Genomic DNA, 18,233 nt, shown 5'->3' with positions numbered 1-18,233 from the left:
TCTCCTTGTCGGTGCCCGCACCCGACGAGTCGGATGCGGGCGGGGTCATCGGCAGATCAGACTGTCGAAACAGTCTGGATCAGGGGAGGTTTCAGCTCTGGAAGCTGAACGGGTTGTCGACGAGGGCGTTGGTGCCCACACCCTGCAGAGCGTGTGCGGACGTTGCCTCGGCAACCGGCTCGAAGGTGAACGGGTTGTCGACGAGAGCGTTGGTGCCGACGCCCTGGAGTGCATTGGTCGGAGCCGAGTTGGAGATGCTGTCGAACGAAATGTTGCTCATTGTCATCCCTTCCGTAATGGAAACCATTTCCATTACGATGCCACCGTACGAAAGATCGCCACGGAGAGCAACAGGTACAAGAGAGTGCATACATGAGCGAGACCCCGACGAGGGGATCCGTCGAAGCGCAACCACATGTCTTTCGGGACAGATCGTTTCGATTGTTCTTCACGGCTCGTACGATTGCCGTAGCCGGTGCGGCGGTCACCGGAGTGGCCATGCCGATCCTGGTGTTCGACATCAGCCGGTCTCCGTTTCTCACCTCACTCGCGGCTGCGGGGACGGTTCTGCCGTATCTCGTGTTCGGCTTGTTCGCCGGCGCCGTGGCAGACCGAGTCAACCGGCGGACGGTCATCCTGTGTGCGCAGGCCGTAGCTGCACTTGCTTTGGCGAGTATTCCGGCAGCGCAGGCACTCGGCGTATTGACGGCGTGGCATGCCGTCGGCGTATCGATCTGCATCGGAACGTGTTTCGTGTGGTTCGACGCCGCTGCTTTCGGAGCGCTGCCTGCTCTGGTCGGTCGGCAGAGGATACCGGCGGCCAACAGCGCGCTGTGGACGTCCAGCACGCTGATCGATGTTGTCTTTCCGGCGATAGCCGGCGTGCTTGTGGCCTCGATCGGCCCGGCCTACGCATTGGGTGCTGATGCACTGGCTTACGTACTGGCCGGGCTGGCCATGGCCTCGATCGGAGCCTCGTTTTCGATTACTCCTGCGGCGCCGAAGAAGTCGGGAACCGGAATTGCGCGTGACATACGCGAAGGCCTCAACTTCCTCTGGCAGTCGCCGCTTCTGCGGGCCTTGACCGGCGTCGGCTTCGTCAATTCGCTGACGCAGGGTGCTGTTACGGCGCTCCTGGTGGTGTACGCATCCGAGAGGCTTGGGATTTCGACGTCGAGTCCGATGATCGGCGCCGTGTGGACGGCCGTCTCCGTGGGTGGAGTGGTCGGGGCGCTCGTGCTTCCACGCCTACCGGCGCAGTGGCCGGTCGGGGCGATCACTGTCGGGGCGCTGACCATCGCCCCGGTGGTGCTGTTCGTCGTTGCGACAACCGGCAACACCGGCGCCGCGATCACGGCGCTCGTCGTCTACTCCGGCTGTGCGACCGTCACCATCCTCAATGGCATCGGTGCACGTCAGCGCCTGACTCCGGATCGTCTGCAGGGGCGCGTGAACACCACGGCGAGGATGGTCGCCTGGGGTGGTTCGCCGGTCGGCGCCTTGATTGCCGGGGCAATCGCAGGACGCTGGGACATCGGCACCGCCTACTTCGTTGCGTGCATCTTTGCGCTGGTCGGGGCGCTCTTCGCGTGGGCGAGCGCGCTGCGGACCGACCCCTATCCGCACAAATGAGCATGTGACTATTAATGAAAACGACTGTCGTTATGGTTAGATCCACCTGTTCATGACTGCGAACCCCACCGACTCAGGAGTGCGATGACGCTGACCAGCGAGGCAGCACCACGAGTGCCGTCGCGTCCACATCCCGTCGGCGTGCGCGGGTACGTCCCGTTTCTGTTGGCCACGGCGGTTGTGCTTGTCGCGGTCTCCACCGTCGCGGTGTGGTCGGGTGCCGCGTCGGTGTCCTTTGCCGACGTGTTCGCGGTGTTGTACGCACACGTCGGCGGTCCGCCGGTCGACCCGTTGCTCGATCGGATCGTGTGGGGATTGCGGGTACCGCGCATTCTGATTGCGGCATTGGCGGGCGCCGGGCTGTCGCTGGCCGGCGCCGTGCTGCAAGCGTTGGTGCGCAACCCGATTGCCGATCCGTACATTCTGGGCGTGGGTTCCGGAGCATCCTTCGGTGCAGTACTGATCATGACGACCGGCATCGGAACCAGCCTGTCTATCGGTGTTCCGGTGGCAGCCTTCCTGGGGGCCATGGTCTCCCTGATCGCGGTTCTCGTACTGGGTCGGCGAGAGGGAATGCTCGTCCCGCTGCGCATGGTCCTGGCCGGAGTTGCCATCGGCTATCTGCTCTCGGCTGCAACAAGTTTTGTGCAGTTGCGCGCCGATCCGAGTCAGCTTTCGGGAGTGCTCTTCTGGTTGCTGGGCTCGGTGAGCGGGGCCAGTTGGTCGGATCTCGGTGTGCCCGCCGCGGTGATCACCGTCTGTGCGGCAATTCTGTTGACACAATCGCGCCAACTCAACGCGTTGGCCATGGGAGACGAGAGCGCGCAATCGGTCGGCGTGGACGTGCGCCGTACCAGGTTGCTACTACTGGTGATCGCGTCGTTGCTGACCGCGGTTGTCGTATCCGTCGCCGGGGGAATCGGTTTCGTGGGGCTGCTCGTGCCGCACGCCGTACGACTTCTGGTCGGTTCCGATCACGGCAAGCTGCTCCCCGCGACCGCGTTGGTTGGTGCCACCTTCCTGGTGATCGTCGATCTTGCGGCTCGGATGTTGGATGCGCCCAACGAATTACCACTCGGGATCATCACCGCCGGATTGGGTGCACCGTTCTTCCTCTGGTTGCTTCGACGGGACGGCGGTGCGCAGTCATGAGATTGTCGGCCAGCGGAATTCACGTCGTTCGGGGCGGACGCCTCGTGGTTTCGGGTGTAGACCTCGAAGCGCCCGAGGGAAGCGTGGTCGGACTCGTCGGACCGAACGGCAGTGGAAAGTCCTCCCTCCTGCGCGCGTTGTATCGCTCGATGAAGCCTCGAAGCGGAATCGTGAAGGTGGACGAGGTGAATGTTTGGGACGATCTCTCGCCTCGATCGGCGGCACGCATCATCGGTGTTGTGGGGCAGGAGCATTCATCCGATTTCTCGTTCAGTGTCCGCGAGGTGGTTGCAACGGGTCGGACGCCGCATCACAGCGCGTTCTCTCGAATCGGCGAGATCGACCGAGACATCGTCAGCGCCGCACTGGTGCGAACCGGCATGCAGGGCTTTGGATCACGTCTCTTCGCCGAACTGTCCGGCGGAGAAAAACAGCGTGTGATGTTGGCCCGGGCGATCGCTCAACAACCGTCGGTGCTGGTCCTGGACGAGCCCACCAACCACCTCGACATCCGTGCTCAACTCGAATTGATGGAATTGGTCGCCGAACTCGGTACCACGACGATTGTCGCGATCCATGAACTCGCTTTGGCCGCAGCGTATTGCGACTACGTCTGTCTGCTCTCCGGCGGGGTAGTTGTCGCGACAGGACCAACGGCCGAGGTCCTCACCGAGGACCTGCTGTCCGAAGTATTCGGGGTTCAGGTGCATCTCGGCACTCATCCGTTGACCGGGCGCCCCCTGCTCTCGTTCGCACCTCCGCTCCTACACACGAAAGAAGCAGTGTCTTGAAATCCTCGATACGTACTGCCGCGCTGATGTGCTCGGCCGTTACCGCCACTGCAGTACTGGCCGCATGCGGAAACTCCACGGCGGATTCGGCGGCGTCGGCGTCCGAGAAGATCACCGTCACCAATTGTGATCGCGAGGTCACGGTGCCCAAGACGGCGGAGCGGATTGTCTCGCTGTATCCGTCGATGACGGAACTTCTCATTCAGCTCGGCGCCGCCGACCGCATTGTCGGACAATCGAATACCGACCTCTCTCCTCCCAGCCCCGAACTCGCTGATCAGTTCGCGGCCGTGCCGGTACTGAGCACCGGAGTTCCCGCGAAAGAAGCATTGCTCGACGCCCGTCCGGATCTGATCGTCTCCGACGGGGAATACTGGTTCGACGGTGACCGATTGCAGACCATGGACGAATTGCGTGACCTCGGCATCCCGATCTTCGTGAACAGCGGCTACTGCCACAAGGCCGTCACCGAGGGGCGGATCGACGACGTCTGGTCCGACCTCGACGGTCTCGGCGCCTTGACCGGAACAAGTGACGCGGCAGCAACCCTCCTGACCGACGGCAAGAAGTCCCTCGCAGCAACCGAGGCATCTGTCGCCGGGCAGGAGCCGGTTCCCACTGTGATGGTTCAGGTTTCGGAGGGACAGTCCTATGCTCTGGCCAGGGGCCTCTACAGCAGTGTGCTCGAGGCCGCCGGGGGAAGCAATCTTTTCGAGAACGACCTTCCCGACGGAAAGTACTTCGGCCAGGTAGCCACGGAATCGGTGCTCGCGAAGTCGCCGAAGGCTGTCCTCGTCGTCTACTCCACCGAGTCGGCTCGGGAATCCACCCTGGATGCTGCGCGGACGGCATTTGCCGGAACCCCCGCCGCGGCGTCGAATGCGATCTTTGCCGTTCCGGAGGCGTGGTTCGCCGGCGAGTTGGTCTCGATCGACGGGGCCGGCGAGGTGTCTCGCCTGCTGCACCCGGGTTCGTGACCGCACTCGAGCGAATCGAGGCCGTCGTATCACTGCATGCAGTGTTGGACCGGACGGTGAGTCCGTCGGAGCTACCGTTCGACGAGCACGCACTGCCGCCGGTGACGTGTGAATCCGTGGAACTGCCGGCCGCGACGCCACTGCCGGCCTGCGGGTTCGCGGACGTCTTGCAGGCACGGCGGAGCCGCTACGACCCCGCACAGACGGCACTCCGAGCAGGCGAGCTGTCAAACGTGTTGCACCACAGTGTTGTCAGCAGCCCGACGGCGGGCGGGATGCGCGAACTGACGCTGTCGTTTGTTCTCAGCCGACCCGGAGACGAGCTCGGAGCCGGGGTATACCGATATGCCCGAGGCCGTGCCGAAGCTGTCCGGCCAGGCGACGTGCGAGAGCACCTTCGAGCGAGCCTTCTCCAACCCGAGTTCGTCGACGTGTTCCCGGTTCTTTTGTTTGTGGTCGCCGACGTCGAAGCTCCGCTCGAGAAGTACGCGATGCGGCACTACCGCACGATGCACGTGGATGCCGGTGTGCTGGTTCAGAATCTGTACCTCGTGACCGAGGCGATGGGACTTGCGGGCTGCGCCATCGCAGGATTCACGGATACGCGAGTGGCATCTCTGTTGAATCTCGCGACGACGCAGCTTCCCGTCATGGCTTTTGCACTCGGGAGGCGCAGCTAGGTCAGGCGAGAATACGTGCCTTCTGGGTCTCGAACTCGGCCTCGGTCAATACTCCCGCATTCTTGAGTTCGCCCAGCTTGGTGAGCTGTTCGAGCTTCAAGTCCATCGATGCTGCCGGAGCTGCCTGCGGTGGCAGGGGTGGTAGATCGGGAATCGGCGGCACCGGCTGGGCCTGCGCTGCGCGAGCCTGATCTTCGGCGGCCCAACGGGTCCGCTGACGGCGCTGAACATTGCCGTGAATGGAGCTTGCGACGGCTACCCGGCCGGCTCGCCTCAAGAAACTCATGCGTCCTTCTCCGTATTGCCTGGTGCGGTGTTGTCGAGTGCGGTGGCAAGTTCGTCCAAGCTCAGGTGACCTTCGGTGACAATCTTTGCGCCGCTGCGTGTCCACGCGTCGATCACCGGCAGTATGGCCAGTTCCTCGTAAACGAGCACGGCGGCAACACTACCGGTGGCCAACTCGTCACCAACGGCGGCGATGTCGCCGGCGTCGAGCAGTCCGGAGGCTGCGCCGTCGAACTGCGCCAGATCGAAATCTGCGAGTTCGAAGGTCGATGCCGGTACGACGGCCACTGATCCATCGGCGGCTTTGGTGACGAACTCGAGGTCGAGGATGCGGATCACGCCGGAGTCGACGAGAGTGAGCAGCTGCTCGAATCCTGCGGAGGTCGGTGCACCGCCGGGAAACTCGACGGCAACGTATTCGATCGGACCGAATTGGTCTTGGTTGGACATCGGTTACTTCTTGCCCTTCGTGGGTTGCGGTTCTTCCAGAGCAGGTACTTCGTCGGGCATGCGGCCGGCCGGAATGATGGCGAGCAGGGAGAGTCCGGCGAGGACGAGTAGCGAGGTTCGCAGGGCGCGCAAGCGCGCTTCGGTGTTGATCCGGATGGCTTCGTCGATCTGTGCCTGTGTCGCGGAGGTGTTTTCGAGCGTCACGACGAGTTGATCGTTGGGGACGAAGTTGACCTGGTCGAGATTGATCCCTGACTCGACCTTGAGCGATGCCGGGATGGTGGGGTTGTCGATCAGCTGCGAGCTGACGAGGGTACCCAGGATTCCGACGGCGAACACGCTGGCCACCGCGATGCCGACGCTGCCGGACATGTTGTGTACCAGTCCCCGCCAGGCACCGACGTCGCCGGCCAGTTCCTTGGGGGCTGCGGTGAGGAGGGTGTTGAACACCAGCGCAACGATGGCGCCCTGCCCGAGGCCGAGGGTGATCAGTCCGATGACGACAAAGATCTGATGCCAGTCGCCACGAATGGTGAAGGCCAACAAGATGAGTCCAGCGGCAACAACGACGAACCCGGCTCGTGCGATCAGACGCGGGGAGTACGTCTTGTACAGACGCGCGACGACGGTACTCGCGATGAAGATCGAAAGTGTGTACGGGATGATCGAGAACGACGTCTGCAAGCTGCTGCGGCCCTGGATGATCTGCATGTACAGCGGAATGAGGAAGTTGGCCGCGGTTCCCACGAACATCATCGTCGCCATGCAGATCGTGGTGGCGCGCTCGGCGCCGGTCTTGAGGACGTCGAGGTTGAAGAGCTGAGGCTTGTTCTGCGCCTTGCGGCTTCGCGTCCACTGGAAGAATCCCTGCGCGCAGATGGTGCCGAGGACGATCAGGATGGCCGCGGGTGAAACACCGATGACCGAGAACGGCGCAGCGTCGGTGGCCAGGATGACGCCCCACGAGTTCAGGCCGCTGAAACCGAAGCTGAGCAGGATGACGGCAACGGCAGCAATGGCGGCGCCGGCCCAGTCGATGGTGATGTCCTTCTGCGGGGGAACAGGTTTGACCCGGAAGCTCAGGATCAGGTTGACCACCGCGAGAGCCACGACGAGGGCGAACGAGTATCGCCACCCGATCGTCGTCGCGAAGGAACCGGCGATGAGCAGCGCCAGCACACCGGCCGCCGGGATTGCTGCTGCCAGGTAACCGATGGCCTTTGCCTGCTGATCGCCACTGAAGTTCGTGGCGATGAAGACCGTCAACGCGGGAGCGATGAGGGCGATCACGGCGCCGGATGCAGCTTGCGCCACGAACAGCATTGCCGGGCTCTGACTCAGGGCGACCGCGGCCATTGCTAGGCCGTGAATCGCGACGGCAATCTGGAAGACCAGACGCGTTCCGTAACGGGCGCCGATCTTGGCCCCCAACAGAATGAAGGCAGCCATGGCGAAGGTGCCCGCGGTGATCGCGGTGCCGACACTTGTTGCGGGCGTGTCGAGATCGGTGGTGATGCCGGCCATCGAGACGGTCAGGGCGTTGACGGCGAACGACGCCTGAATCTGGGTGAGGACCACCACGATGAGTGGTAGCCAGGAGGCGGTGCTCACGGCGGCCGTTGTGGCGGCCGCGCCAGGCTTTACGGACATGATGGGTCACGCCTTCCTCGACACTGCGTGTACTCGCGACGTGCCCGGATCAGCCACGCACGGCTACATTAGCCGGAATTGTGCTGAATGGTCGCCTGCAAGTGGTTGGTTTCTTCGCGGTAGACCACCATCTCCCGGTGCAAGGCGCGCCGGAAGCGCGGTTGCTCGGCCAGGAGTACGGCCAGCACGGTCAGCAACAGCCACGTCGCGGCCGCGCTCGCGAGGAGCAGCAGGACCGGAATCCACGGACCGCCCATCTGCTCGAGCAGCGTCGTCTTTGCCCAGACGCGCCAGTAGAGCATCAGATTGACGATCAGTCCGACACCGTACGAGATGACGAAGGACAGCAGGAACTGCTTCCACGTGCCGTCGTGGCGCCGCGCCGTCATCGGTTCTGCCCGCAGCGGCAAGCTCACCGACATCACGTTCGCGACCCCCAACCAGAGCAGGATCATGGTCAGCACCTGGCCGCACGCCTTCACCAGGTCAGCACTGCTTCCGGAGCGCCACGCGAGGACGGCGCTGAGCAGGAACCCGGCGCTGCCGACGAGGAGCAGCATCACCGCGTTTTTCGCGACGAGCACGTGCCAGAGCCTGGTTCCACCGGACAACGCAGCGCGCACGCGGCCGGCGTCGAAGCTGAGCGCATTGGTGCACACGACGCTTCCGACCACACCCGAGAGTGCATACAGCGCAAGGTAAGGCAGTCGATCTTCCTTGGTGTCCCACTGGAAGAGGCGAATGAATGCCAGGTACGCCAAGCCCATTCCGAGGCTCAGCCCCAGCCGAAACGCGATCGACCGAGGCTTACCACTCACGACGTGCCGTGCTTCCTCACGGATCCGGGAGCCGAGATCCTGCACGTGGCGGACGACGGGGTTGCCAGAGTTCAGCGGGACGTAACCGCGGATCGCGGCGGCGACGGTGTCGGTGTCACCGGCATCGAGCGCGGCGACGCGTGCTTCGAGAACCGCAAGGTGGGCGGCGCGCAAGGCTATCCGTGCGGTGGTCACCGCGGCGACGGCGTCGGCCTCGGCCTGCGCGGCGGTGCCGATGCCGGCGTCGGCGGGCAGTGGCGGCTGCAACGTCGTGATCAGTTCGAGTTGGCGCGCCATGTGCGGCGACGGTGACAACCCGCTGTACGACGGTCGGCTCAGCGCTGATCGTTCGTCGTCGAGCGAATCACGGACGGCCGCGGCAGCCTTGCGGACGGCTGCCGGGTTGTGCCAGCGCACCGACCGGGCGTCACGCTCGGCGGCGACGGCCCGGGAGGCAACCTCGGTCAGATCCTCGACCGCTGTCAATGTCTGCTCCACTCGGTTTAGGTTGGTTTCATGACCACCAACTCGGAAAAGGAAGATCTCCAGCGGTACCTGCAGGCAGCACGTGATGCGCTCGTCTGGAAGCTCGACGGGCTGTCGGAGTATGACATTCGGCGCCCGATGACCCGGACAGGGACCAACTTGTTGGGTCTGGTCAAACACATGATCGGCGTCGAGCTCGGGTATTTCGGTCCGACGTTCGGCCGTCGGGTTCCCGATCTCCCCGCGTGGTTGCGTTCGGAGGAACTCAACGTCGACATGTGGGCCCGCGCCGACGAGTCCACTGCCGACATCGTCGAAACCTATCGCCGCACCTGGGCTTTCGCCGACGCCACGATCGAGGAGCACGATCTGGACGCCCCCGGCTTCGTGAAGCACTGGCCGGAGGATCGTCGCGACGTCACACTGCACCGGATACTCGTTCACGTTGTCACCGAGATCCATCGGCACGCCGGCCACGCGGACATCGTGCGGGAGCTGATCGACGGCGCCGCTGGGATGAAGGCGGGCGACAACAATCTGGCTCCCGGTGATGAGGCGTGGTGGGCCGAGTACACCGACCGTCTGGAGACGGCGGCACGCGAGGCCCACCACGCTTGAACTACTCGAATACCGCTGCTGCGCCGATCACCACGACAACGATCACGAAGTTGATCAGTAGCAGTGGCCAGACGAAGCGCAGGAACTTGTCGTAGCCGACCTTCGCCATGGCCAACCCGCCGACAACGACGACGTTGGTCGGGGCAACCATCAGCATCAGGCCGTGGCCCATCTGGAAGGCGGTGATGACGAGTGCGCGGCTGACTCCGGCAAAGTCGCCCAGCGGCGCGAGCAGCGGCATCGCCAGGGTGGCGTGACCGGAACTGGACGGGATCAGGAACGCCAGCGGGATGTTGACGAGCATCACCAGGATCGCGAAGACCCCCGCCGAAGCGCCGCTGACCAATTGCTCCATCGCGTTGAGGATGGTGTCGAGGGTTTCGGTGTTGGTCATGATCACCGAGACGCCGCGAGCGAGCAGGATGACGATCGCCGGTCCGACCATGTCGCCGGCTCCACGCGTGATCAGGGAGACGATCTTCTTCTCACCCATCTTCGCGACTATGCCGACGAGAACGGCGGCGAGGATGAACAGCATCGCCAATTGCGGGAACCACCAGTTCAACTCGAACCAGTAGGGCTCGGTTGCCGTGACGTGGTACGCGTCGTACTCGGCCGGACCGGTGGTGGCGCCGAAGATGCTCGACCACGGGATGACGGAGAAGATCATCAGTCCGAAGGTGAGTCCGGTGATGAGCAGTACCAGCTTCTGAGTTCCGGTGAGCTTGCCGTCGATGTCCACCGGCTCGGCCGACTCTTCGTCTTCGTCGTCCGCGATGTCGAAGCCGACAAGCGACTTGGACGGATCCTTCTTCACCTTTGCGGCGTAGCGGAGAACGAATACCACTGCCACAGCGGTCAATACGATCCACAGGATCACGCGCAGCACGATGCCGTCACCGATGGAGACGCCTGCCTCACCGGAGGCGACGCCGATCGAGAACGGATTGACGGTCGACGCCATGTTTCCGACCAGAGCGCCGAGGATGATCATGGTGGCCGCGACCATGCGGTCGTAGCCCAGTGCCGTCATCAGCGGTATGAGCAGGGCGTAGAAGCCGAACGTCTCGACCGAGAAGCCCATTGTCGAACCGAGCAGTGAGAACAGCACCATGATGACGGTGATGAGCAACCAGCCCTTGTCGCTGAGCTTGGTAGCGAGTTGGGAGACAGCGGTTTCGAGACTGCGGGTGGCAAAGCTGACCGAGATGAACGCACCGAGCGCCATGATGAAGAGGACTACGCCGACCGAACCGAAGAGCCGTCCGATGTTGTCGGTGTCGACGAACCCGGTGATCGAATCCTGGACGCCGTAGAGGCCGTTGACGGGGGAGAGGATCAGTTGCTGGATTCGTTCCCAGAACGACAGCGGAGACGTGACGGTTTCGAAGCTGCCGGGAACGGGTGAGCCGTCCACGTCGACGCCGAAGCGTCCGGCCGGAATGAACAGTGCCGCAATCCATACCAGGACGGTGACGATCGCGAGCATCGTGACCGCGCCGGGGAACTCGAACTTCTTCTTGGCCGGAGTAGGTGCGGACCCCGTGTCGGTTTCGGTGCTCATTTCTTCCCCTCGAAGGTGTCGGCGTACTCCTGGAAGAACAGTGCTTTGGCGACGACGGCCTTCTCGAGCTCGTCGAGCAGGACGCGTTCGTTGGGGCCGTGGATGTTCGCGTAACCGTCGGTGGCGCCGAACAACAGCTTCTCGGCGGTGGGCACTGCTGTATCCAAGGCCATCACGAGGGGGATCGAGCCGCCGCCTGCCATCAGCCCGGCCGGCTCACCCCACGACTGCGATAGTGCAGACAGTGCCGCGTCGAAGGCCGGTCCACCTTCGGCTGCCGCAAACCCGTCGCCGGTTTCTCCCGCGGTGACAGTCAGTTGCAAACCGAAGGGGCGCAGGGCTTCCAGGTGCCGGACCAGAGCAGCCTGCGCCTCGGTGGCAGGTTGGCGCGGGTGTACGCGCAGATTGATCACGGCGCGGGCAGTGCTTGCGACGGCGTTGACCGCACCGTCCACAGGGGGAGCGTCGATTCCCGTCACGGTGATGGCCGGGCCCGACCAGATGCGTTCGCCGATGCCGCCGGTTCCGAGCAGCGGAAGCCCGTCTTGGATCTCGGCGAGGGTGCGGAACTCGTCCTCGGTGTATGAACTGCCGGTCCACGGTTCGCGCATGAGGCCGTCGACCGCCACGTCACCGTTGTCGTCGTGCAGCGACGCCAGTGCGCGGATGAGCGCGAGGCGGGCGTCCGGTGCGGCGCCGCCGTAGAGGCCGTTGTGCTTGTCGGCGCCGAGAGTGGTGAGTTCGACGATCACCTGGGCGGATCCGCGCAGTGCGACGGTCAGGGTCGGTGATCCGGGGCGAACGCTGCCGACGTCGGCGATGACCATTGCGTCGGCCGCAAATAATTCAGGGGCTTCCGGCGGATAGTTGTCGAAGGGGCTGCCGAATTCTTCCTGGCCCTCGATGACGACCTTGACCGTCACCGGCGGCTTTCCGTCGAAGACTCGAAGTGCACCGATCATGCCGATGACATTTGCCTTCGAATCTGCCGTACCGCGGCCGTAAATCGCGCCGTCACGCTTGCTCGGTTCGAAAGGCGGAGAATCCCAGAGTTCGACGTCGTCGGCGGGAACGACGTCGTAATGCGAATACATCAATACCGTCGGGGATCCGGCGGGGCCGGGCACTGTCGCAATGATGACGGGCGCGGTTTTACCTGTTATTTCGAGTTTCTCTATTTTCGTGACTCCGGATTTTTCCAGTAGAGAAACGATCAGATCGTGAGCCTCGAAGAGGGGTTCGCTGGGGAAACCCTCGGTCGCTATCGACGGGATGCGAACAAGTTCGACTAGTTCCGACTCCAGAGTCGGCATCAAAGCTGCAACTGTTTCCTTGATCGTGGAATAGGAGGGTGACGCGGATTCTTCCGGCACGGAACTGACTCCTTCTGGAAAAGGCGAAAAGCATTAGAGGCAGAGTCTTACACCCGATATATGGGCTGTGAAAGGGCAACCCGAACAAAAGGCCGAAGTCGGTCGTCGGGGCTGCGATTCTTGACATTGACGTCAACGTCAACACACACTGTGACGGTGACCACCAGCGAAACGCAGGAGCGAGCGCGGACAGCCCGCAAGCTCGGGGACGGTCCACGCCGTGCCGGACTGCTCGACACCGCTGCCCTCTGCTTCGGCGAACTCGGATACGACGCCGTGACGGTCGAGACGATCACGACCAGGGCTGATGTGTCCCGGGCGACCTTCTACGCGTACTTCTCGTCGAAGGACGAGGTCTTCCGCGCCGTCGCCGAAATGATGTGCCGACGCTTCCTCGACGCTCAGCACATGGAGGGTCCGGCGGCCGAGGATCTACGCGAAGTTCTCCGAACGACCACGTCGGCGTTCATCACGGCCGTGTACACCTACGGTGACCTGCTCGCGGTGATCGAGCATCGGGCGCGGGTGGATTCCGAGGTCGAGCGCAGTTGGTCGGCGGTCCGCGAAAAGCTCGTGAGCCGCTACGTGCGCTTCGTCGAACGTATTCGACAGGTTCACGACGTAGATCCCTGCGTTTCGCCTCCGGTGCTCGTGCAGATGATCTCGGACGCACAGATGGCCGGTGGAGCACGACTGAGTAAGGCGAGTGTCGAAGAGCAGAACCAGTTCATTGCAGATATGACGACGATGTCCGAGCGGTTGATCGGGTTCGAAGAGTCGAAATAGATTTCTTTTACGAATGGAGTGATCGGTGGCAGAACAAGACGTGCTCGAAGCGGCTCTGGCGGAGATCTCTGCGCTGCAACAAGCGCATTGGCCCGCCGGCATTCCCCGCGCCGTCGAGTATCCGCTCGAAGGTGGGGGGCTTGTCGATTACTTGCGGCATTGGGCGATCGAGCGGCCGGATACTCCTGCCATCGTCTTCTACGGTCGGGTCATCACGTATTCCGAATACGACGAGCTTTCGGATCGTTTTGCCGGATGGCTGCTGTCACTCGGAGTCGAACGCGGCGATCGCGTCGGCGTTCACCTGGTCAATTGCCCTCAGTTCCATATCGCGATGCTCGGCATTCTCAAGGTCGGTGCGGTTCACGTGCCGATCAATCCACTCTTCCGTGAACATGAATTGATTCACGAACTCAACGATGCCGGCGTCAAGGTCCTACTGACGCAGAACACCTTCTCGAAGTTGGTGAAGAAGGTTCGCTCACAGACTCCACTCGAACACGTCGCGAAGACTGCAGTGTCGGACATGCTGACGGCGATCCCGACCGTCGAACTGCCCTTCGAGGTCGACGATCCGCGCCTGAGCGACTGGCAGTCGATCATCACCAGTGAGCGGGCGACTCCTGTCGCCACCGAACTCGATTCCCTCGCCGCCCTGAACTACACGGGCGGAACGACGGGAATGCCCAAGGGCTGTGAGCACACTCAGCGCCACATGGTTTACACCGCGGCCACCGCGACGCTTGCGGGCGGTGACCAGGTGGGTGCCAATCCGCCGGTGTCCCTGGTGTTTCTGCCGATCTTCTGGATCGCAGGTGAGGACTTCGGCATCCTGGTTCCGCTCGTCAACGGCGGAACCGTGGTCCTGCTGAATCGTTGGGATGCGGAGACCACGCTCGACGCTGTCGAGGCTTACGGCGTGACCTCGCTGGTCGGAACTGTCGACAATTACGTCGAACTGATGGACACGCCAGGATTCGCGGAGCGAAATCTCTCGACACTCCGGAACGTCATGGCAGTTTCGTTCGTTCTCAAACTCGATCCGGCCACGCGCCAGCGGTGGCGCGAGGCTACCGGCGGCGTTCTGCGCGAAGCGAGCTACGGCATGACCGAAACCCACACCGCGGACACGATCACCCTCGGCTTCCAGGACGGCGACTACGACCTGAAAAGCGAGCCGGTGTTCTGCGGAATTCCGGTGCCCGGCACCGACGTTCTGATCGTCGATCACGACGGCAGGCCGGTTCCCGTCGGCGAGCACGGGCAGATCATCGTGCGCAGCCCGTCCATCCTTTCCGCGTACTACCGCAACGAGGCGGCCACCGCCGACGCCATCCGTGACGGCTGGCTGCAGACCGGTGACGTCGGAAAGTTCAGTGAGCGTGGCGGTTTGCACTATTTGGCGCGAAACAAGGAAATGATCAAGACCAACGGCATGAGTGTCTTTCCCTCCGAGGTGGAAGCGCTGCTCATGCTGCACCCGGCGATCGAAAAGGCTGCGGTGGTGCCGAAACCGGACCCGGACAAGGGGCAGGTGGCTTTTGCGTTTGTCCAACTGGTCGAGGGTTCCGACACTGCGGCCGACGAGATCGTCTCGTGGGCGAAGGAGAACATGGCCACGTACAAGGTTCCCGAAGTGGAAGTGCTCGAGGCGCTTCCGATGACAGCGACAGGAAAGGTGCGCAAGGGCGATCTGTTCGAGCGCACTCAGGGGGACAAGTGAGACTGCTGATTGCGAACCGCGGCGAAATTGCGCTGCGGATCATTCGAACTGCCCGTGAACTCGGGATCGAGACGGTGTCGGTGTACGCCGAGGACGACACGTCCAGTCCGCACGTCGCGGCGGCCACGGAGTCGGTGCCGCTCGGAGCGTCGGGCGCATCCGCGTACCTGGATCAGAGCGCACTGCTGAAGATCGCGGCCGAAACGGGCGCCACGCACGTGCACCCGGGCTACGGATTCCTCAGTGAGAATGCCGAATTCGCGCAGGCGTGTACCGAGGCGGGCATCGTCTTCGTCGGCCCGGACGCCCAGGTTCTCCGGACTTTCGGCGACAAGGCCAGCGCCCGCACTGCGGCGGTCGACTCCGGCGTACCGGTCCTGCCGTCGACATCGGCGAACGCCGACCTCGACGAGGTGCGTGAATTCTTCGAGCGCAATTCCCGCGGGATCATGATCAAGGCGCTCAGCGGCGGCGGTGGCCGCGGCATGCGCGCGGTGCGTGACCCGAAAGCACTCGACGACGCGTACCGTGTGTGTGCGGCCGAAGCCCAGTCGGGATTCGGCAGTTCGGCACTGTTCGCCGAGGTACTCAGTGAGCACGCTCGGCACATCGAAGTGCAGATCGTGGCGGCTCCGGGGCAAGGTGGAACCCACGCGCTCGCTCTGGGTGACCGCGATTGCAGCGTCCAACGTCGCCATCAGAAGTTGATCGAGGTTGCACCCGCGCAGGGGCTGTCGGGGGCCCTGCGCGAGCGTCTTCACGCTGCGGCGGCGAGGCTGTGCGCCGAGGTCGGCTACCGCGGCATCGCGACGGTCGAGTTCCTCGTCGAGGAACGCGGCTTCGTCTTCCTCGAGGTCAATCCCCGAATTCAGGTGGAGCACACGGTGACCGAGGAGGTCACCGGAGTCGACCTCGTCGCCGTGCAGCTCGCGATCGCGGACGGAGTTCCGTTCGAGAACCTGGAACTGCCAACAGGGATCATCGCTGTCGAGAAGGGCTCGGAGACAGTCGGATCCGTGGCAAACGCTTCGGGAATCGCGATCCAGACCCGCGTCAACATGGAAACCATGACGCCGGACGGCAATGCGTTGCCCTCCTCGGGCACGCTCGACAACTTCACTCCTCCGGGCGGGCCCGGCGTGCGAGTGGACACCTTCGGTACGGTCGGACTCTCGCCGAGTGCGCGTTACGATTCGCTCTTGGCGAAGGTGATCACCCACACGCGTCGAGCGGATTTCCCTGCCGCGGTGCGTAAGTCGATTGCTGCTCTCAGTGAGTTCGCCATCGACGGTGTAGCGACCAACCTCGAATTTCTGCAGGCAATACTGTCGGACAAGGACTTCCGCGACGGCCTGGTCGACGTCGACTGGTTGGGTTCTCGATTGGCGGACCTCGTCCCCGAAGTGGGCCCACAAACGCCCTCCTCGTCTGTGGACGTGGCACCGGACGAGGATGTGGTCCGTGCACAGATGGCGGGCATCGTCGTCGAACTCGCGGCAGTCGGTGACGGCATCCATGCGGGTGGCCAGGTTGCCGTCCTCGAGGCGATGAAGATGCAGCATGTTCTCTCGGCGCCCGGTGATCTCGAAGTGGTCCGGGTCCTGTCGTCACCGGGCAGGTCGGTGGGCGCGGGCGAACCGTTGCTCGTCGTCCGTAGTGCAAGCGCAGGATCGAAGCTCGCCGAGGTCGACGAGGTGGACCTCGACGACGTCCGTCCCGACCTCGCCGAAATCATCGCTCGCCATGAGGTGACCCTGGACCCGGCCCGGCCCGCAGCCGTGGCGAAGCGTCACAAGCTGGGACGCCGGACTGCTCGCGAGAACGTCTACGACCTGGTCGACGACGACAGCCTGGTCGAGTACGGCGCGCTCGCGCTGGCGGCGCAGCGCAGTCGGCGAAGCGAGGAAGACCTGATCGCCAACACTCCTGCCGACGGGTTGATCGGCGGAGTGGCGACCATCAGCGGCGGCGAGAGCGTCGTGATCTCGTACGACTACTCGGTGCTCGCCGGTACCCAGGGCATGCGCAATCACGCCAAGACCGACCGCCTGCTCGAGATCGCCGATCGCAAGCGAGTTCCGGTAGTGCTGTTCGCGGAAGGTGGCGGCGGTCGCCCCGGTGACACCGACGCCGGCGCCGGGGCGGGCCTCGAGCTGGGAACCTTCCGCGCCATGGCGGCGCTGAGCGGGCGGGTGCCCATGGTCGCCGTCGTGTCCGGGCGCTGTTTCGCGGGCAACGCGGCCCTGGCCGGCGCGTGCGACGTCCTGATCGCGACACCGGACGCCAACATCGGGATGGGTGGTCCTGCCATGGTCGAGGGCGGCGGGCTCGGAAACTTTCGCCCCGAGGACATCGGCCCGATCGACGTCCAGCGCCGCAACGGCGTCGTACACCTGGTCGCTGACGACGACGCTCATGCGGTGGCGCTGGCCAAGCAGTACCTCGGCTACTTCCAGGGTGCGAGCGGAGAGTGGACGGCTCCGGATCCGCGGCTCTCGCGGCATGTGGTGCCGGAGAATCGCCTGCGCTCGTACGACGTTCGTGGAGCGATCGACGCAATCGCGGACGTCGACAGCGTCCTGGAACTGCGTCGAGACTACGGACGCGGTGTAGTCACCGCACTCGTTCGTGTCGAAGGAGTTCCGTACGGTGTGCTGGCGAACAGCAGCGAGCATCTCGGCGGCGCGATCGACGCGGAAGCCTCGGACAAGGCTTCGGATTTCCTGGAACTGCTCGAAGCGCACCGCATCCCTCTGGTGACCCTGTGCGACACACCGGGATTCATGGTGGGTCCGGATTCGGAGGAGGAGGCGACGGTCCGAAGGTTCGGCCGGTTCTTCGTTGCCGGTGCTCGCCTCACCGTGCCGTTCGGAACGATCATCCTGCGCAAGGGTTACGGGTTGGGCGCCATGGCAATGGCCGGTGGTTCCTTCCACGCCCCCGAGTTCACGGTGGCGTGGCCGACGGGCGAGATCGGGCCGATGGGTCTGGAAGGTGCCGTGCGTCTCGGTTTCCGCAAGGAACTCGAGTCCGTCGAAGATCCGGTGGCTCGGGAAACGCTGTTCGGTCAGTTCGTGGAACTGGCCTACGCACAGGGCAAGGCGCTGATGGCGGCGACCACGTTCGAACTGGACGACGTCATCGACCCGGCCGATACCCGTGGATGGATCAGACAACTCGGCAGAAACAGTTGAGATCCTGCTGATTCGAGCTGTTGCCGCACGTGGGCGGGGCAACTAGCCTTGCCC

Annotated in this window: 16 protein-coding genes; 9 read left to right on the top strand and 7 right to left on the bottom strand. The window is 63.7% G+C overall.

The genetic code is table 11. The features are described 5' to 3' along the window. Positions 1 to 91 precede the first annotated feature (91 nt). A complete protein-coding gene (locus P3G66_RS23800) occupies positions 92 to 280 on the bottom strand; it encodes a streptamidine-related RiPP repeat protein (protein WP_228401636.1) in 189 nt (62 codons plus the stop codon). 92 nt (positions 281 to 372) lie between these two features. Here P3G66_RS23800 and P3G66_RS23795 point away from each other — a divergent pair, with 92 nt between their 5' ends. The 5 genes from P3G66_RS23795 (at position 373) to P3G66_RS23775 (ending at position 5,232) form a co-directional block, all read left to right on the top strand. Beyond that, positions 373 to 1,632, top strand: a complete 1,260-nt coding sequence (locus P3G66_RS23795) for an MFS transporter (protein WP_276117188.1) — start codon at positions 373 to 375, stop codon at positions 1,630 to 1,632. An 84-nt stretch (positions 1,633 to 1,716) separates the two neighbouring features. Next, entirely contained in the window at positions 1,717 to 2,784 is a 1,068-nt protein-coding gene (locus tag P3G66_RS23790; protein WP_276117187.1) for an iron ABC transporter permease, read from the top strand. Then, positions 2,781 to 3,575 carry an ABC transporter ATP-binding protein gene (locus P3G66_RS23785; protein ID WP_030535877.1) on the top strand — a complete coding sequence of 265 codons (795 nt, stop codon included), beginning with the start codon at positions 2,781 to 2,783 and terminating at the stop codon, positions 3,573 to 3,575. The genes P3G66_RS23790 and P3G66_RS23785 overlap by 4 nt, the downstream gene beginning before the upstream one ends. Then, positions 3,572 to 4,552, top strand: a complete 981-nt coding sequence (locus P3G66_RS23780; RefSeq protein WP_276117186.1) for an ABC transporter substrate-binding protein — start codon at positions 3,572 to 3,574, stop codon at positions 4,550 to 4,552. The genes P3G66_RS23785 and P3G66_RS23780 overlap by 4 nt, the downstream gene beginning before the upstream one ends. After that, on the top strand, positions 4,549 to 5,232 hold the full coding sequence (locus tag P3G66_RS23775; RefSeq protein WP_064073623.1) for a SagB family peptide dehydrogenase: 684 nt from the start codon (positions 4,549 to 4,551) through the stop codon (positions 5,230 to 5,232). Before P3G66_RS23780 ends, P3G66_RS23775 begins: the two co-directional genes overlap by 4 nt. Position 5,233: 1 nt before the next feature. Here P3G66_RS23775 and P3G66_RS23770 read toward each other — a convergent pair whose 3' ends face one another. The 4 genes from P3G66_RS23770 to P3G66_RS23755 form a co-directional block, all read right to left on the bottom strand. Then, the gene (locus P3G66_RS23770) at positions 5,234 to 5,518 is read right to left on the bottom strand and encodes an SHOCT domain-containing protein (protein ID WP_007735909.1); all 285 of its coding nucleotides are present in this window, start codon (positions 5,516 to 5,518) and stop codon (positions 5,234 to 5,236) included. Continuing rightward, entirely contained in the window at positions 5,515 to 5,967 is a 453-nt protein-coding gene (locus P3G66_RS23765) for a DUF6325 family protein (RefSeq protein ID WP_007735911.1), read from the bottom strand. The genes P3G66_RS23770 and P3G66_RS23765 overlap by 4 nt, the downstream gene beginning before the upstream one ends. Before the next feature lie 3 nt (positions 5,968 to 5,970). Further along, complete coding sequence (locus P3G66_RS23760; protein ID WP_054188693.1) at positions 5,971 to 7,617, bottom strand: MFS transporter; 1,647 nt, start codon at positions 7,615 to 7,617, stop codon at positions 5,971 to 5,973. 68 nt (positions 7,618 to 7,685) lie between these two features. Continuing rightward, the gene (locus P3G66_RS23755) at positions 7,686 to 8,933 is read right to left on the bottom strand and encodes a hypothetical protein (protein WP_042920625.1); all 1,248 of its coding nucleotides are present in this window, start codon (positions 8,931 to 8,933) and stop codon (positions 7,686 to 7,688) included. A gap of 18 nt (positions 8,934 to 8,951) precedes the next feature. Between P3G66_RS23755 and P3G66_RS23750 the strand changes: the two genes are divergently transcribed. Continuing rightward, entirely contained in the window at positions 8,952 to 9,539 is a 588-nt protein-coding gene (locus tag P3G66_RS23750) for a DinB family protein (protein WP_003944177.1), read from the top strand. A gap of 1 nt (position 9,540) precedes the next feature. Here P3G66_RS23750 and P3G66_RS23745 read toward each other — a convergent pair whose 3' ends face one another. Both P3G66_RS23745 and P3G66_RS23740 read right to left on the bottom strand, forming a co-directional pair. Next, complete coding sequence (locus P3G66_RS23745) at positions 9,541 to 11,103, bottom strand: TRAP transporter large permease subunit (RefSeq protein WP_276117185.1); 1,563 nt, start codon at positions 11,101 to 11,103, stop codon at positions 9,541 to 9,543. Further along, the gene (locus P3G66_RS23740) at positions 11,100 to 12,476 is read right to left on the bottom strand and encodes a M20/M25/M40 family metallo-hydrolase (protein WP_276117184.1); all 1,377 of its coding nucleotides are present in this window, start codon (positions 12,474 to 12,476) and stop codon (positions 11,100 to 11,102) included. Before P3G66_RS23740 ends, P3G66_RS23745 begins: the two co-directional genes overlap by 4 nt. A 150-nt stretch (positions 12,477 to 12,626) precedes the next feature. Between P3G66_RS23740 and P3G66_RS23735 the strand changes: the two genes are divergently transcribed. The 3 genes from P3G66_RS23735 to P3G66_RS23725 are packed head-to-tail and all read left to right on the top strand — an operon-like array spanning position 12,627 to position 18,179. Continuing rightward, the gene (locus tag P3G66_RS23735) at positions 12,627 to 13,262 is read left to right on the top strand and encodes a TetR/AcrR family transcriptional regulator (RefSeq protein ID WP_019746323.1); all 636 of its coding nucleotides are present in this window, start codon (positions 12,627 to 12,629) and stop codon (positions 13,260 to 13,262) included. Positions 13,263 to 13,287: 25 nt separating this feature from the next. After that, on the top strand, positions 13,288 to 14,985 hold the full coding sequence (locus P3G66_RS23730) for an AMP-binding protein (RefSeq protein WP_276117183.1): 1,698 nt from the start codon (positions 13,288 to 13,290) through the stop codon (positions 14,983 to 14,985). Further along, positions 14,982 to 18,179: a carboxyl transferase domain-containing protein gene (locus tag P3G66_RS23725; RefSeq protein ID WP_276117182.1), complete on the top strand. Its 3,198-nt coding sequence runs from the start codon at positions 14,982 to 14,984 to the stop codon at positions 18,177 to 18,179. The genes P3G66_RS23730 and P3G66_RS23725 overlap by 4 nt, the downstream gene beginning before the upstream one ends. Positions 18,180 to 18,233 lie beyond the last annotated feature (54 nt).

Source organism: Rhodococcus sp. C3V, from assembly GCF_029269915.1.
In the GTDB taxonomy this organism is placed as follows: domain Bacteria; phylum Actinomycetota; class Actinomycetes; order Mycobacteriales; family Mycobacteriaceae; genus Rhodococcus_F; species Rhodococcus_F qingshengii.
The sequence above is the reverse complement of the archived record's forward strand: the minus strand, read 5'-3'. Positions and strand labels throughout refer to the sequence as shown.

What these genes read in the sequence shown, in the direction of transcription:
- P3G66_RS23795 (WP_276117188.1), top strand. Translation starts at nt 373, where the DNA reads ATGAGCGAGACCCCGACGAGGGGATCCGTCGAAGCGCAACCACATGTC.
- P3G66_RS23750 (WP_003944177.1), top strand. Translation starts at nt 8,952, where the DNA reads ATGACCACCAACTCGGAAAAGGAAGATCTCCAGCGGTACCTGCAGGCA.
- P3G66_RS23785 (WP_030535877.1), top strand. Translation starts at nt 2,781, where the DNA reads ATGAGATTGTCGGCCAGCGGAATTCACGTCGTTCGGGGCGGACGCCTC.
- P3G66_RS23800 (WP_228401636.1), bottom strand. Translation starts at nt 280, where the DNA reads ATGAGCAACATTTCGTTCGACAGCATCTCCAACTCGGCTCCGACCAAT.
- P3G66_RS23770 (WP_007735909.1), bottom strand. Translation starts at nt 5,518, where the DNA reads ATGAGTTTCTTGAGGCGAGCCGGCCGGGTAGCCGTCGCAAGCTCCATT.
- P3G66_RS23790 (WP_276117187.1), top strand. Translation starts at nt 1,717, where the DNA reads ATGACGCTGACCAGCGAGGCAGCACCACGAGTGCCGTCGCGTCCACAT.
- P3G66_RS23745 (WP_276117185.1), bottom strand. Translation starts at nt 11,103, where the DNA reads ATGAGCACCGAAACCGACACGGGGTCCGCACCTACTCCGGCCAAGAAG.
- P3G66_RS23760 (WP_054188693.1), bottom strand. Translation starts at nt 7,617, where the DNA reads ATGTCCGTAAAGCCTGGCGCGGCCGCCACAACGGCCGCCGTGAGCACC.
- P3G66_RS23765 (WP_007735911.1), bottom strand. Translation starts at nt 5,967, where the DNA reads ATGTCCAACCAAGACCAATTCGGTCCGATCGAATACGTTGCCGTCGAG.